Raw genomic sequence first — 15,199 nt, 5'->3', positions numbered from 1 at the left:
AGGGAATGGGAAAAAATTTAAAACTTGCTCAATGCTTTCCTTTGTTTATTCCATTCTGGCTTGGCTGAAGTTAGCACCTGTATAACCGGTTGTCAGCCAAAGAATAGCCCTAGCGCCGTCGCGAACAGCTTTTTCCACCGGTTCGGGGGTTCGCCCAGACGGAACTGCCACAGGCTTAAAACTAATGCCTCGACTGCCGAGCACGATTTCGCCGATAATCTGAGCTCGCCGCATATGATCGTCTGAAGTGATCAGATACACGCTCTCAATCCCTCTAGCTTTCAATTCATCTACCAGCGTAGTAAAATTTGTTACCGTATCCACTGCTCTGTAGTCTAAGTGCACGCGATCGGACTCAATTCCGGCTTCTGAAAACACCCATTCCGCGAACTCAGGATTGCTGCCAGACGACACCCAAATCGGCAATTCAGGGTGATCCAGAGCAAATTTGGCGGCAAACACCTCTCGCTCAATAGCCCCACCTAGAACTAACACAGCTTGGGGTCTCTGAAATTCGCTCTTAAGCTGCTGGTAGCCAAACCAAAACGCCATCAAAAGCCCTACTAGGAACCAAAAACTGCGTGAAGTATTCAAAGGCTGGTAACGCCGCGTGTTTGAATTGATTCTTAACCACATCTAAACCTATAAAAATTTTATGTAACTCACAAAGGAACCATAGCAAAAAATACCGCACGTATAGCCCACTAACAGGAATTAAAAATTAAAAATTAAAAAAGGGTCGGGGGATCATAGATTTTAGATTTTAGATTTTAGATTTTAGATTGACTCTACGCTTGTGGTGGGCTGAAACAGGTGATTTTAGATTTGAGATTTCAGATTTTAGATTTCCGATGGATTCTATAGAGGTTCTGCGTAAGTCCTCGTGTTCAACCAAGTATTCGTCTGTGGGCGAATTCGTTAGCGGATATGCAAAAAAGAGGGGCAAAACTTAGGCTTACCCCTCCTGCTGTTAATTTTTCTTGGTTTTTAACGGGACTGGCCGGGTTCGAACCGGCGGCCTAGCGCTTCAGATTTGTGTGAGTTTCCCCACTCTCTGGACTATACCTTCACCATATGCTTGCAGCTTTTAGGTGGTGACCGTCTAGTCTCTAAACCTTCCTGATTTCAATATAGGCGATTGTTTAATCGCCCTGAACTCAGGCTTGGCTTGGTATTGCCTTAGAGTCATAGGAACCCACGAACTCTTTAGGTTTCACCAAATTTGACCACATTCACTCCTAGAGTTTCCTCGCAGGGTGCCCGATTCTTCAGGAGGCGCTTGCTCTATCCATCTGAGCCACAGCCCCAGTTGCTAAACCGTTTTGATTATAGCAGTTAATGTCGATTTTGATTTTTTTTTGATGATTACCGATCGCCAGTTGCGAGTTTCGCAGCGATGCGGGCAAAGTTTTCTGCTGCGGTGAGTTTACCAGCACCGTAACAGGCGCGCTGTCTCCATGCGGTGACGGGGAGATGTCCCAGGGGAGCATCTTCGTTGAAGGAGAGCTCGCTGTAATATTTCCAATTTTCCTTGACTCGCCAGCCGACGCGATCGCAAAATTCAGTATAATTTGCCTCGGTACTTTCCCAAATCTGCTGCTGCACGCTCAACCCGAACCGCCCGCTGCTGTATTGTTGCCAAAGTTTGTCGATCGTGCGAAGGTCTGTAGGAGGAAAACTGTCAATATCGGCTGCACTCAGCCAGCCTTCGTCTTCCCTGACAGCGATTTGCAGCAAGATTTCCCAAGTGTGTTCATCAGCTTTGCGCCATTTTCCAGTTTCTAATAGCTTTGTCAGTTGGCGGTAGTCCATCCCCACTTCGGAAATAGCCGGAGTTGTGGCAGGTATACCGCCGATTTTGTCTTCTAGTCGCAGTAGAGTGCTGACAATCAATTCGGGGTTTAGTTGTTCGAGGCGGTACAGAACCCATTCTAACTGAGATTGCAGGTACGTGCGGGCGATCGCACCTTGCTGCAATTCCCCATGCAACTCATCAAATTTAGCTGACCAATTTTGTTGAGTGCGGGCCAATTCCCACATTTGTTTTGCCCACTGCAATCTAACTTGTTCTTTTTTTAAATAAGTTTTGGAAGGCTTAGCACGTTGCGGGTAGGGAGTCACATCCCAGCCGCAAATCGAGCAAAACTCTGCTTTTTCTTCTATGTATTCAGCACCGCACACTGGACAGTTAGACATATCGCCATCAATTCGGTTGCCAAGTAATTATAGGACATCTGGTAAATTAACCCTAATTCGATTAGGTACGCACGGAACACCCTACAATTACAGTTTATCTGTAGTAATGTGCGCTTTTCGCACCCCAAAGTTAGAGTTATTTATACCGGTCTAACAAGGCAAGCGAATAGTAAACAAACTGCCTTTGCCCAACTCTGATTTTACGTCGATCGTGCCGCGGTGAGCTTCGACTATTTGGCGGCAGAGGTGTAGTCCCAAACCTGTAGCAGACCGCAAGTGAGTTCCCGGCCCAAACCTTTCAAATAACTTCGTTTGTGCTGCGGGCGAAATGCCGGCACCGGTGTCTTTGATTTCTATGATTACCCATGCCAGCGGTTGGTTTTTGAAGCTAGTATAAGCAGGTGAATTAGCAGCTTTTAAGCTGACATCTATTGAGCCGTTGTCGGTGAATTTAATCGCATTTCCGATTAAATTTGTCATCAAGCGGTGCAGTTCCAGACGATCGCCCGGATACTTCGCAATCGGTGCACTTTCTGCACTTTCTGTCAAGTCTAAATTTATCGACAAACCTTTAGCATCCGCTAGGGGAGCTAGTTCTTCAGCTACCTCAGTAATAAGCTGGCGCAAGTCCACGGCAGCAAAAGTTAGGGATTTGCGGCCTGCTTCGTAGCGGTAAACTTCCAGCAGCATATTTACCAGCGCGATCAGGTTTTTGTTGCTGCGAACCATCGTCCCGAAAGCGTCGCGCATCTGAGGCGAAATTTCTCCCAAAGCTCCCTGCTGCATTAAACTTAGCATTCGATCGGCTGCTACCAGCGGCGTCCGCAAGTCGTGAGCGAGCCGGGAGACAAAATCTTCGCGCTGGATGGCGATCGAGTTGCGCTCGTCTACGCTGTGTTTTAGCCGCAGGAGCGATCGTACCCTCGCCAGCAGTTCGTCCATTTCGACTGGTTTGCGGATGAAATCGTCTGCTCCCATGTCCAATCCCTGCACTACGCTCGCACTGTCGTGAGCAGTGATCAGCAAAATCGGCATAAAGGGCAATTCCTTATTTTCTCGGATTCGTTTAGTCACTTCGTAACCATCCATTCCCGGCATCATCACGTCTAGCAGTACCAAATCCGGGGCTGACTTGTCAATTTGACTCAAGGCAGAAAAGCCGTTTTCGGCGGTGCTAATTTCGTAACCTTCTTCTTCTAGGATTGTCTGAACCAACAAAACATTATCTGGTGCGTCGTCTACCACCAGAATCCGATCGGCTTTTGTGGCATTCGGAACAGATAAATAACTCATTTAATTGTTAGCCTGGAAATAAATACTAACTTTAATATGGCATCCGATTTATGTTTTCACATTTTTCCACTTCTTAACTCTGTCATAAGGAATATATCAAAAGTTTATCAAATCTTTTTACTTTTGAGCACTCGGATGTAATATAATCTACTACTTGGTTGTCATAGTATGCACGCCGTCCCAATCATCGGGCGGGGGTACTTCCAAATAGCTTAGGGATCGGTCGAGGTGAACTTCCACAGGTCGATCGTTCGGTCGCATAGCTAAAGCCGCTTCAAAACAATTAATAGCTTTGTGAAAATTTCTAGCAATATAAGCATCCCGACCGTTGCTGTAAAGTTCCAAAAACCGAACGGTTTCCCCATCAATGGGTTCAGAACTATTTTGCAGCAACTCGTAAATACCCACCGGCTGATTTTTTCCCTTAACCCGCACCTTGTCCAACTCTCGCACCCAAATCCCTTCGCGACACAAACTGTATGTAAATTCGCTCAAAATTATATCGCAGCCGTACTCCTTTGTAAGCTGTTCCAAGCGCGAACTCAAATTCACCGCATCCCCGATTACCGTGTAATCCATCCGCTTTTGGGAACCAATATTTCCCGAAACCACCTCTCCCGAACTAATCCCAATTCCGAAGCGAAACGGATCTGCACCGGGGCGAGAATCATTAAACTCTTTCAAACGGCGGCGCATATCTAAAGCCGACTGAACCGCCATCCAACCGTGACTTTCCGGAGGATTCAGTGGCAGGGGCGCGCCGAAAACCGCCATTAAAGCATCGCCGATAAACTTGTCTAAAGTGCCTTCGTAGTGGAAAACGGCCTCCACCATCGTCTCAAAATATTCGTTCAGCAGGGATACCACATCGGACGCTCCCAAATTTTCGGTCAGCGTGGTATAGCCGCGAATGTCGGAAAATAAAATAGTCACTTCTTTGCGTTCGCCCACCATCAGGGCGCCTTCACCCAAGGCCATCACTTTATCTACGACTCCAGGAGTCAGGTAGCGGTACATCGTATTTTTCATCCGCTTTTCGTGGCTGATGTCTTCGAGTACCACTAAACCGCCACGCACGCCGCCCTCTGGATTGAGCAGCGGGTTGACAGTCAAATTCAAACTACGTTCAATTACTTTTATTCGAGCGGCGGGGATGGGCAGCGGACAATAAGGGTGATACAGGGCAGAATTTCGCAGCGCAAATAGAGATTGGGCATTAGCTAATTCTGCCAGCGCTACTTCCTCAGTCCACGCGCGGTTTTCGCCCCAAGCGTAATATAAATTAGGATCAGTGCGATCGGGCACGGCCAAAATATAACTTTCTTCTTCTTCTTCTTCTTCTTCTTCTTCTTCTTTTTGTTGAGAATTGAGCGTTTTTTCTACCAACAGTCCCACAGTTAAACTTTGTTCGGGAACGTAATGTCTGGCAGCATTGTTGAGACTGTCTTCGAGTCGAAATTGCAAATTTTCGATCGGTACAACTTCCCAAACATAGCGATTCACAAGTTTTTCTTCCCAAATCTGGGGATTGTGTTTGCTTTTATCTGGATTTACCGGACAGCCCAACAATTCCAGCGCCGCTTCGTTAATCGTTACAACTCGCCCCTGTAAATCGGTGGAAATTACTGCATCTGAAAGACTTTGCAGCATATCTTTTTGATACTGCTTTTCCACCATCACGTTCTGAAAAAGTTGAGAATTTTGCAGCGCCATTCCCGCTTGGGAATTAAACGCTCGCAAAAACTCTTCGTCGGAAGGGGTGAACGTACCTTGGTTCTTATTAATTAGCTGAGTTACCCCGATCAGCTCACCTTTAGCGTTATGCACCGGCATACACAAGACAGTCCGAGTGCGGTATCCCGTTTGCTGGTCTGTAGAGGGATCAAAGCGGGGATCGTCGTAAGCATCTGTAATATTTAGAGGTTGACCAGTCGAAGCCACGTAGCCAGCAATTCCCCTATTCGCAGGAAGGCGGACTTCCATCATCGTTGTGCCGTCAGCCTTAGCTAATTTTGTCCAAAGTTCGTTGGTTTCCCGATTTAACAAAAATAGCGTGCTGCGATCGGCCTGCATCAAGTCGCGAGCTTGATCCATGACAGAGCGCAAAGTGGTTTCCAAGTCAAGACTTTGACCCAAAGTCGTGGTCGCTCTCAAAAGTGCGGCAACCCCTCGCTGGTTGCGGGCCACGACGTAGAAAGACTGACAGCTTTCGAGAATAATCCCGATCGAATCTGCAAAAGCCTGGAACTGCTGTTCGTCTTCCTCGCTAAAGGAGACTTTGCCAGCTTTATTTAACAGTCTGACCACCGCCACGGGTTCCTGTTGGCTCTTGCTGCTAAAAATTGGCATACACAGCATGGTCTCGATGTGGTAGCCCGGTGGTTCGTCTACTTCGGAATTAAAATACTCGTGCGATCGAGCTTCGGCGACATTAATAGATTTTCCGGTTGTTGCTACGTAGCCTAAAATGCCTGCATCCATAGGCAAGCGTACTTCTACCTCCTCGCCCGTCAGTGGATCGAGTGTTTTGTGCCACAGTTGATTTTTGTTGGAGTCAACCAAAAAAATTGTTGTCCGGTCTGCTTGCAAAATTTGGCCAATTTTGACAGTGAAGGCATCTAAAAGTTGCTCTAAGAGACTTTCGAGTGCTTCATTGTTAATCAGGTCCATCGCCCGGATAAATTGCTGAAATTCAGCCGTGATAAAGTCCAGCAGGCACACTAATTCAGGAACTGGCAGGCTCTTAACACGGGAGGTCAATGCCCCCATAAAATTGACTTGAGTCAGTGTAGCCAGAACGCTACCAGTATTGGAGAATGTCATGATTAACTGCTTGCTCAGAGGGGTAGACTGACCGCAGGTCGATCGGCGCTAGATTCGGCGGCGGTGCAAACTCTTGAATTTGTTTGCCAGCGCATCGGCACTCGCTTGTCGTTTTGATGAATCGTGAGTTCAAAAGTGGCGCACGCAACTTCAGTTTGCTTGTTTTGTATGCTCGATCGATCTTTTTTCCAACCTCGATAAGCTGTTGCGGCATTTAAATTGTCTGTCAAAAAACAATCTAACTCTTGTGGGGAGTAGGGGTTGGGCGTCCCGCCCGCCCTGAATATGCAATTAAAAGGCGCGACAGCTTACTGATGAGGGTTCGTCAATTCAAGCTGAACTTGAGTTCGCAAAACAGAAGGCCTGAAAATTAGGTGACAGGCTTTAGTTCGATCGAGAGTGCAGTGTGGATTTGACGCTCTGTGCTCGGCCCCAGCGCGCGGTGTGACAGTTTTAGCGCACTCGGCGACCGTATCCGGTCAGGTAAAGGGCGCTATGAAAGCAGCGCGCAAGGCATTCCTACAGAGCTTACTCATAGTTTAATGGTAAACGCAACAGATACATTTAACCCGGTAAATCCAGGATTGCGCCTCGATATACTGTGTATGGCAGATCAGGCATCGCTTTTAGCGATCCCTAATAGGGAGGTATCTCTCAAAGCTTTCAACAAAATATTGAAAGCGCTATTCAATGCGTTACGCTTTTGGGGGCTGATCCGTTACGCTTACTACGAAACTTTTTCGCTTAGTCCGATGCTTCGGCGCTGGTTTTAAACGGTAGCCTATCCTATTACATACTAAGCTGTTCGACATTCAAACTGCACTATTTGTGGGCCAGACCCCATACTGCAAGGGGTTGAGGCAATAAATTTAAATGACTAACAGCTTACCAATGTCTACCGCTATCTTCTAAGAGTTTACAAGAATTCGTTTACTATACGAAAACAGCAGGATAACGACGGTAATTTATGCAGCAAAAAAGTTCGATCGGTCTTTGAAAACATCCCTATTCAATACCAACTGACGATCGAACAGCCAAGCTAAGCTGGCGGCGATGTTTAAAGGTGCTACAGATCCTGACATTTAGGCCGCTCTGGGCATAGACTCGGCAAACACCACTGATTGATAGTACCGCTGCAGTTGTGCGGCGGCGGCGGCCCAACCCCAGCGTTCGGCTTCTCGGCGAGCGTTGTGGCGCAGGGTTTCCCGTTCTTCGGGATTCGCAAACAGACGCTTAGTGGCGGCTAGTGCTCCTTCTTCGTCGGCGGGGTCAAATAAATATCCGTTAACACCGTCGGTGACGATATCGGGAATTCCGCCGCTGCGCGCCGCCACTACAGGCGTCCCCGCAGCCATTGCTTCTAGGAGCACTAAGCCCAGGGTTTCGGTGCGGGAGGGAAAAATGAAGGCGTCGGCGGATGCGTAAGCTCTGGCGAGTTCTTGCCCCTTGAGGTAGCCGACAAAATTGGTGGGTGTACCGGCAAAATATTGTTCCAGGGTTTGCCGATGCGGGCCGTCTCCCACTAAGGCGAGGCGGGCATCGGGAATCGCTGCGAGGACTGGTTTGATGCGTTCGATTTCTTTTTCTGCACCGAGGCGGCCGACGTACAGCAGCAGGGGGCTGTCTGGGTTATTTGCAGAAAGGCGCGATCGCATTTCTCGACTTGCCAATTCCGGGACAAACATTTCAGTATCTACACCCCGCTGCCACAAATCTACCCGCTCAATGCCGTGGGTTCTCAATTCTTCTACCATTGCTGTAGAAGTACATAAATTCAGTTCTGCTTGGTTGTGAGCACCTTTGAGCAATTCCCACAATAAAGGTTCGAGGACTCCAAAACCGTAGTGGTGCAAATATTTGGGCAAATGCGTGTGATAAGAAGCCAAAATCGGAATGTTGAACTTTTTCCCGTAATATATACCGCCCAATCCCAAAATAGCGGGATTGACAACATGAATAATATCAGGTTTAAACTGCTCTAATTGGCGACCGACAGCCGGAGAAGGAAGTGCCATTTTCAATTCCGGGTACATCGGCAAAGGCAAACCCTCCACACCGTAAACTCGGACACCTTTGTATTCTTTAATCCCGTAATCTGGAGAAAATATCAGAACTTGTTCGCCCGCGCGCTGCAAGTGATCTACAGTGTGAATCAGTCTAGTGACAATGCCGTCTATTTTCGGCAGGAAAGTTTCAGTGAAAAGAGCGATTCTCATAATAAATTGTTTAGGAAACCGATGATAATCCTAGCCTCTGGAAGATGTCGGGGTCGATGACAGGATACACTGCCTCGCAGGGAGTCAGTAATTGCGTGCTATCGCCTCCATTATATTGACGCTGTTGCTGTACGAATTGGGAAATATCCTCGATTTTAACAATCCATTCTCGCGCGTAACGAGCTAAAACACTGCCGCGCAAACCGAGTTGAATTGCCCGCCGATCCATTTTCGATCCATTTGGGTGATGGTCCGGGTTCCATTGCAGCCGTACAGCCGAATTTTTAACAGCTTGTTGCCATTCTTTTTCGCTTCCATACACTGCTGGAACGAAATTAGAATGGACAGCAGATGCTAAAATTTCGTCAAAAGCCGAGCGCTTCAGCCAAATAGCCAGAATTACTTCTTGTCCGGGTTTTGTTCCCCATTCCGAGCGATACATCATCCATAGAAAATTGGGCTTAATCCAACTCATGCGATTCAGACTAAATTCCCCACCGAAATAACCTTGTTCCGCTGCAAAAAGACCGATCGCCGGACGGTAGGCTTGGTACACTACGACCGTATGTTCATCAAATTGTGCCAGAATGTGACGACCTGTTTTCGGCCATTTACTTGCCTGGTTTAAGTAGGGCTCTGTTAGCAGCTTCACCACAACTAATTACTCTCGTGATGTTTCTGGGGGCAACATACAAACTCCGTGAATTCCTATCCCTACAATTATCCCGCCTCAAAGCAATTCCACACCTTCGGCAAAGCAATTAATTCTGTGAATTTCCTTTGCTGTTCTGGCAATTAATATTTCTGTTCCAGAGGCAAATGGGGCTTCGTTATGGAATTTTTTAATTAACCGCAGAGGACACAGAGGACACAGAGAAAGAGATAAAAAAGATAGATTATCGTAATATACAGCCAAATCCATTCAGAACTTGCGAACCCTTCTCCTCTCTTCCCTTCTTTTCTCTTACTTCGCGCCCTTCGCGCCTTCGCGGTTCGTTAAAAAGCTCTTTCCCCGCAGATAGAGGCCCGAACTTACTTCCAAGAAACCTTCGGCAAAATTTGGTTTTTATCGACACGGTGCTGATATTTTGTAGCAAAATTCAGCAGAGAATCGAGCAGGGAATCTGAGAGATAGTGCGGTTGCAAACCGAGGTCTAGCAAATTGGTGTTTTTGGCATTGAAATAATGTTCTTCTTTCTCGACTCTGGGATTTTCGAGGTGGTTGATTTCTACTTTTAATCCCATAGCCATCCCTGCTTTTTGCACCAAGGAGGCTAAGTCGCCGACGCTGAATTGTTCGGTGAATTGGTTGAAGACACGGAATTGTCCGGCTTCGGCAGGGTTGGCGATCGCCAATTCCACGCACCGCACGGTATCCCGAATGTCTAAGAAGCTGCGGGTTTGTCCGCCAGTGCCGTAAACCGTCAAAGGATGACCGATCGCAGCTTGGATGCAAAATCTGTTCAAGGCTGTACCGAATACTCCGTCGTAGTCCAAACGGTTGATCAACAGTTCGTCCATGCCTGTTTCATCTGTGAGCACGCCGTAGACGACGCCCTGATTTAAGTCGGTGGCTCTTAAACCCCAGATTTTGCAAGCAAAATGGATGTTGTGGGAGTCGTGGACTTTTGACAGGTGGTAGAAACTGCCTGGTTGTTTGGGATAGGGTAGTGTATCCTTGCGGCCGTTGTGTTCGATCGTAATGTAGCCTTCTTCAATGTCAATATTCGGCGTGCCGTATTCGCCCATTGTCCCCAATTTCACTAGGTGACAGTCGGGGAAGTCTTCGCGGATGGCGTACAGCAGGTTGAGTGTCCCGACGACGTTATTGACTTGAGTGAGGACTGCGTGTTCGCGATCGATCATTGAGAAAGGTGCCGAACGCTGTTCGCCGAAATGGACGATCGCCTCTGGTGCAAATTTTCTCATGCTTTTGCTGAGAAAATCGTAGTTGGTGATGTCACCGACGAACAAGTCGATCGACTTGCCCGTTAAATCTTGCCATCGCTGGAGTCTTTGCTGAATCGGTGCGATGGGAGTGAGGGTGTCGCTGCACAGTTCTAGATCCCAGTGCCGCCGCACGAAGCTGTCGAGGATGCCAACTTCGTAACCCTTGTTAGAAAGGTAGAGTGCGGTTGCCCAACCGCAATAGCCATCGCCACCAATAACCAGGACTTTCATAAATCAACGGTGAATCTTGCTTGCCAATACTGGGTTAATGTATCAGGTTATGGTGCATTCTGAACCTTTAATCAAGCGTGTTCGCCTAGGAAGGAGTCTGTTTTTTTTGATTAAACCTGAATTTCGTCGGCGAAACTGGCCCGGCGGGTGAATTCAAAGGGGCCGGCCTGGGCTCCCCAGACATGGGCGTCGGTTTCTGGGTCACGTCCGCGATCGTGGCTAATAAATTTGTCTTGGTCAATCTCGAATTCGCTGTCTAGATAGGTTTTTTTGCCCTTTCTGACCACCATGCAGCCTTTTCCTGGTTCGACAGACCCTTTGAAGCTGTTGCCCGTCCACTGCGTAATAAAGGTGCAGCCGGGAAGTAGTGTCAGTTGTTCTTTTTTGATTTCTTGCAGCCGTTGCGGGTCGCGGGCAGCGCCGTAGAATTGTTCTTCGTTTTCTATGGCATAATTTTCGATGTCGATTCGATCGCCCACCGGGATTAATTTTAAGACTCGGACTCGGTACGGTACATTCAGTTCAATATCGTAGGCTTGTTCTAGGTACAAGCTGAGCCCATCCAGAACTTCGACGGGCAAAGGCCTCATGCACACGCGGATGTGGGCGAAGAAGGGCGGGTTTTCAAAGGCTTGGGCTTGGTTGCTGAAGTCGGCGGCCATCCAGCGGGCGAGGGTGACGATATCGGTGGAATGAGTCATTTCGATTTTAGATTTTGGATTTTAGATTTTGGATTGAGGGAGTAGAAATTATTTTAGGGGATAGCGGGCGATCGGCTATAGAAGGTAGTTATATGGTTTACGAACAAGTAAAGAAACTGCGGCGATAAGTACGGCATTAATCAACGTATCCCATTAGCGAGATCGCCCTTTTCTTCTGCCAACTCTCGAATTTGTAGTCGAACTCGCCCCATTGGTTCGCCCTCAATCTTCCAAAACCTCAACCAAATCTTCCATTGTCACGTCGAAGGCGCGGGCAATTTTGTAGACAGCAGAAAGATCGACTGTATTCAAAGCATCGCGCCTCCCGTAGCTTTTTACTGTGTTGTAGTTGACTCCCGAGCGATCGGCAACTTCTTTGAACGTCCAACCTCTTTGCTCAGCTAGTTCTCGAATCCGCAATCTAACATATCCCATTAGCGCGATCGCCCTTACTATTCCAAAAACTCGACCAAATCTTCAACTAAACCAAAAGGAGTCCCGCGCTCTACCTGTACCCAGGTGAGCGTCGAGCGTCGGGAGGAATTTGCGTGAGCCAGGAGAGCCGCCCCGAACCAAACCGATGACTTTATGTGTCCGAAGGTGAGGGGCGGTCGATGAGCGAACAAATAATTTTTGCTACACCACTTGCTTTTGCCATCTTCACGAGATATAATTTTCTCAGCGTTCGTGAAAGTGATGCCTCAAATAATCACCGCCAAGCTAAAACTAAACCTGAATGCCGAGCACAAAGGTTTGGTGTCTCAGACTACCTTGGCTTATCGCGATGCCTTGAATCATACTTCGCGAGTTGCTTTTGATGCGAACAAAACCAGCAATGGCGCTCTCGTTGCAAAAGGCTGTTTACAACGAATTGCGTGTTCGATTTGGGCTGGGCGCTCAGATGGCTTGCAATGTACCCAGACAAGTGTCGGCAACCTACAAAACACTCTGGACTAAGGTAAAACAATCTAACGATGCTATTGCCAAAGGGTACACCAAGAAAAGGTACAAAGGACTAGACCAGCCCCCTAAGTATATTTCTCGAACTTGTACCTTGAATTATCAGCGCGACTACTCGTTCAAATCCGAGCAGAGGGTGAGTATTATTACCCTAGCTGGTAGAATAGTAGTTTCGTATGATGGCTACAACAAGCATCTGGATTTGATTGCCAAGGGTTCCAAGTTTGGAGCAGCTAAAATTGTCTATCAGCGTTCCTCTAAGGTTTACTATTTGATGGTAAGTATTGAGGTAGAAACCCCTGAGCTCGACCCACTGAAAATAACCAGAATTTCTGGCGTTGACGTGGGGATGCGCTACTTAGCCGTAGAAACAGACTTACAAAACAAGTCTAATTTCTACTCAGGTTCAGAAGCTAGACATAAAGCCAACCGCTATCATAAAGCTAGACAAACTCTTCAGCGTAAAGACACTCGTTCGGCAAAGCGCAGACTAATTGCTTTGTCGGGAAGAGAAAGACGGTTTATCGCTGACGTGAACCACCAAATTAGCAAGGATATTGCCAAACCTAATACTTTGATTGGACTGAAAAACCTAACCGGAGTTCGGGAGAGAATGAAGTCCAAGTCTGGTAAAAAGGCTAGCAAGAAACAGCGAAGAGCTAATCGAAATAAAGCTAAATGGTCGTTTGCCGAATTGCACGGCTATATTGACTACAAAGCTAATTTGAACGGCTCTTTAGCTACTAAAGTCCCAGCTCATTATACTTCGCAAAGCTGTCCAAAGTGCGGACACACATCAGCAGGCAATAGACCAAAAAAAGGGCTATTGTTTCGCTGTGAATGTTGCGGACACGAGCTTCATGCTGATTTGGTGGGTGCGCGGAATATTGCCATGAGAACGTTGCTTGTCCGGCAGGACTGGACGAGTACGGGGAGCTTGTCAGCATCCCCTAATGTGTCGGGCCGTGAAACTAAAGCTGAGATTCTGCAAAGATTGTCCCAATTGCGGTGGAGCTCAGATACAAGCCCACATCTCCGGCGGTACTCCGCTTGATGCTGGGTAGTTGACTCATGACATCAAAAGCAAGGGCGATCTTCTGAACGGCACTCAGATCGACCATACTCATCCCATCATCGCGTCTAGCGTACCCTTTAACCGTGTTGTAATTGACCCTCTTGGCGATCTGCCACGTCTTGCAGCGTCCAGCCCTTTTCTTCTGCCAACTCTCGAATCTTTAGTCGAACTCGCCCCATTGGTGCGCCCTCAATCTTCCAAAATCTCGACCAAATCTTCCATTGTCACGTCGAAGGCGCGGGCAATTTTGTAAACAGCAGAAAGATCGGCTGTATTCAAAGCATCGCGCTGAACGTAGCTTCTGACAGTGTTGTAATTAACTCCGGATCGATCCGCAACTTGCTTTAGTGTCCAACCCTTTTGCTCAGCTAGTTCTCGAATCCGCAGTCTAACGTATCCCATGTTTTAACTTGACATTGATGCGTATGCAACATATGATATCTATGTACACTAAAAACGATCGCCCTCCTAGCCTCGAAAACTTAAGGGCGATCGCCTTTTCTATCACACCCCGCGTTTGCGGGGAAGGATTACCCTATGATACCAACATCCAAGCCCAAATTAAACACTCATCCCTGGTGTATCGTGCGACAATTGCCAAATATGCAGCGATTGGTGGTTGCTCGGTTCCACCGCCGGGGCGATGCGGATGGATACATACAGATTTTACGGCGGTTGTTGCCGACGGCTAAACACGCGATCGTTTTTGATACGACAGGGGCTGAGAAATTGGCAGAAGTGCGATCGACTCAATTAGAACGAATCTTGTAATTAATCAGGAGCGATCGTGTTTTATAGCAAGTGCGATCGCTCCTGTGTTATAACCCAGAAGTCAGCCCCTAGCCAGACTCCACGCTAAAATTATCATCCTTAAGCGGATAATTTTTTTTTCGTTTTTTTTTACTCTATTATACTCTATAATATTTCCGATTTCAATTAGAAGCGCTATAGTGAACGGCCAGTTTCTTCATTTGGATGTAGGTGATAGAGTTGTGGTGTTGATAGTTTTAAGCAGCATTTTGTTGCTTATTTTCATAACAGGAGAATAAAACGGTATGCTACTGGTTAAGACAAAACTTGGCATCAGTTTTATTCATGCTATTGGTCTTTTCGCAGCGCAGTTTATTCCCAAAGGTACTGTTACCTGGGAATACTCTCCATACTTCGATACGTCTTATGAAGAGGCTGATGTTGAACGTATGTCTCCTTCAGCAAAAGAACAGTTCCTAAAATATGCCTATTTTGACAATATCCTCTGTAGATATGTTCTTTGCTTTGACGATCAACGTTTCATCAATCATTGTTCGGAGTCTCCTAATATTCTTTCGACATTGCGACGAGACGTTGCAGCAGTTGACATCTACGAGGGAGAAGAACTTGTTTGCAACTATAACTGTTATGATGATACTTATTTTATACGTCTTGGCATTCAGGAAATCACTCTGACACGCACCATACAATCTAGTTAAAGTGTTACAATTGCGTACTGGATTTATTGAATTAGTTAATACTAGCATAAAGTTTTATAGGAGGAAGCACTTGCGCGATCTATCTACAGATAAAACTAGAGATTTTTCGCGCAAATACTTCGCCCAAACGATACTTTTGCCAGAGATTAAATCCTCTGGTTGAGGCATCTAAATTAGCAAATTAGATGAGTTTGACAGCCCGCAGACCAAACATCAGGACTGTCGCCAAGCCGATCATGCCGCCAAAAAGCCCGAAATAAGTTATTATTCCGCTAAGAGTCATAA

At 47.0% G+C, this 15,199-nt stretch carries 15 protein-coding genes; 3 read left to right on the top strand and 12 right to left on the bottom strand.

Annotation, left to right across the window (positions count from 1 at the left end; genetic code table 11):
* Nucleotides 1-45: 45 nt before the first annotated feature.
* The 10 genes from QT990_RS06360 to QT990_RS06315 form a co-directional block, all read right to left on the bottom strand.
* Nucleotides 46-636, bottom strand: coding sequence for a YdcF family protein (locus QT990_RS06360; RefSeq protein WP_333411455.1), 591 nt, complete (start codon nucleotides 634-636; stop codon nucleotides 46-48).
* Nucleotides 637-1,365: 729 nt separating this feature from the next.
* A complete protein-coding gene (locus QT990_RS06355) occupies nucleotides 1,366-2,196 on the bottom strand; it encodes a GUN4 domain-containing protein (RefSeq protein WP_333465044.1) in 831 nt (276 codons plus the stop codon).
* A 150-nt stretch (nucleotides 2,197-2,346) separates the two neighbouring features.
* Complete coding sequence (locus QT990_RS06350; protein ID WP_333139239.1) at nucleotides 2,347-3,489, bottom strand: hybrid sensor histidine kinase/response regulator; 1,143 nt, start codon at nucleotides 3,487-3,489, stop codon at nucleotides 2,347-2,349.
* A gap of 150 nt (nucleotides 3,490-3,639) precedes the next feature.
* Nucleotides 3,640-6,312: a GAF domain-containing protein gene (locus tag QT990_RS06345; protein ID WP_333465043.1), complete on the bottom strand. Its 2,673-nt coding sequence runs from the start codon at nucleotides 6,310-6,312 to the stop codon at nucleotides 3,640-3,642.
* Between the two features lie 14 nt (nucleotides 6,313-6,326).
* Entirely contained in the window at nucleotides 6,327-6,542 is a 216-nt protein-coding gene (locus QT990_RS06340) for a hypothetical protein (RefSeq protein ID WP_333139235.1), read from the bottom strand.
* Between the two features lie 852 nt (nucleotides 6,543-7,394).
* The gene (locus tag QT990_RS06335) at nucleotides 7,395-8,528 is read right to left on the bottom strand and encodes a glycosyltransferase (protein WP_333465042.1); all 1,134 of its coding nucleotides are present in this window, start codon (nucleotides 8,526-8,528) and stop codon (nucleotides 7,395-7,397) included.
* 10 nt (nucleotides 8,529-8,538) lie between these two features.
* Nucleotides 8,539-9,183, bottom strand: coding sequence for a DUF4291 domain-containing protein (locus tag QT990_RS06330; protein ID WP_333465041.1), 645 nt, complete (start codon nucleotides 9,181-9,183; stop codon nucleotides 8,539-8,541).
* A 377-nt stretch (nucleotides 9,184-9,560) separates the two neighbouring features.
* The gene (locus QT990_RS06325; RefSeq protein WP_333139230.1) at nucleotides 9,561-10,709 is read right to left on the bottom strand and encodes an NAD-dependent epimerase/dehydratase family protein; all 1,149 of its coding nucleotides are present in this window, start codon (nucleotides 10,707-10,709) and stop codon (nucleotides 9,561-9,563) included.
* A gap of 110 nt (nucleotides 10,710-10,819) precedes the next feature.
* Complete coding sequence (locus QT990_RS06320; RefSeq protein ID WP_333139228.1) at nucleotides 10,820-11,410, bottom strand: chromophore lyase CpcT/CpeT; 591 nt, start codon at nucleotides 11,408-11,410, stop codon at nucleotides 10,820-10,822.
* A gap of 222 nt (nucleotides 11,411-11,632) precedes the next feature.
* Nucleotides 11,633-11,845: a helix-turn-helix transcriptional regulator gene (locus tag QT990_RS06315; RefSeq protein WP_333139226.1), complete on the bottom strand. Its 213-nt coding sequence runs from the start codon at nucleotides 11,843-11,845 to the stop codon at nucleotides 11,633-11,635.
* Between the two features lie 382 nt (nucleotides 11,846-12,227).
* On the opposite strand from QT990_RS06315, the gene QT990_RS06310 reads away from it, so the two are divergent.
* Nucleotides 12,228-13,424, top strand: a complete 1,197-nt coding sequence (locus tag QT990_RS06310; protein ID WP_333139224.1) for a transposase — start codon at nucleotides 12,228-12,230, stop codon at nucleotides 13,422-13,424.
* A gap of 210 nt (nucleotides 13,425-13,634) precedes the next feature.
* Here the strand turns inward: QT990_RS06310 and QT990_RS06305 are convergent, their stop codons facing one another.
* Complete coding sequence (locus tag QT990_RS06305; RefSeq protein WP_333139222.1) at nucleotides 13,635-13,847, bottom strand: helix-turn-helix transcriptional regulator; 213 nt, start codon at nucleotides 13,845-13,847, stop codon at nucleotides 13,635-13,637.
* A gap of 135 nt (nucleotides 13,848-13,982) precedes the next feature.
* On the opposite strand from QT990_RS06305, the gene QT990_RS06300 reads away from it, so the two are divergent.
* A complete protein-coding gene (locus QT990_RS06300; protein ID WP_333139220.1) occupies nucleotides 13,983-14,216 on the top strand; it encodes a hypothetical protein in 234 nt (77 codons plus the stop codon).
* A gap of 284 nt (nucleotides 14,217-14,500) precedes the next feature.
* Nucleotides 14,501-14,914 (top strand): SET domain-containing protein-lysine N-methyltransferase, encoded by a 414-nt coding sequence (locus tag QT990_RS06295; RefSeq protein WP_333139218.1) that lies wholly within the window; start codon nucleotides 14,501-14,503, stop codon nucleotides 14,912-14,914.
* Between the two features lie 181 nt (nucleotides 14,915-15,095).
* Here the strand turns inward: QT990_RS06295 and petL are convergent, their stop codons facing one another.
* Complete coding sequence (gene petL / locus QT990_RS06290) at nucleotides 15,096-15,197, bottom strand: cytochrome b6-f complex subunit PetL (RefSeq protein WP_333139216.1); 102 nt, start codon at nucleotides 15,195-15,197, stop codon at nucleotides 15,096-15,098.
* Nucleotides 15,198-15,199 lie beyond the last annotated feature (2 nt).

Source organism: Microcoleus sp. T3_B1 (assembly GCF_036700445.1).
Taxonomy (GTDB): domain Bacteria; phylum Cyanobacteriota; class Cyanobacteriia; order Cyanobacteriales; family Microcoleaceae; genus Microcoleus.
The sequence above is the reverse complement of the archived record's forward strand: the minus strand, read 5'-3'. Positions and strand labels throughout refer to the sequence as shown.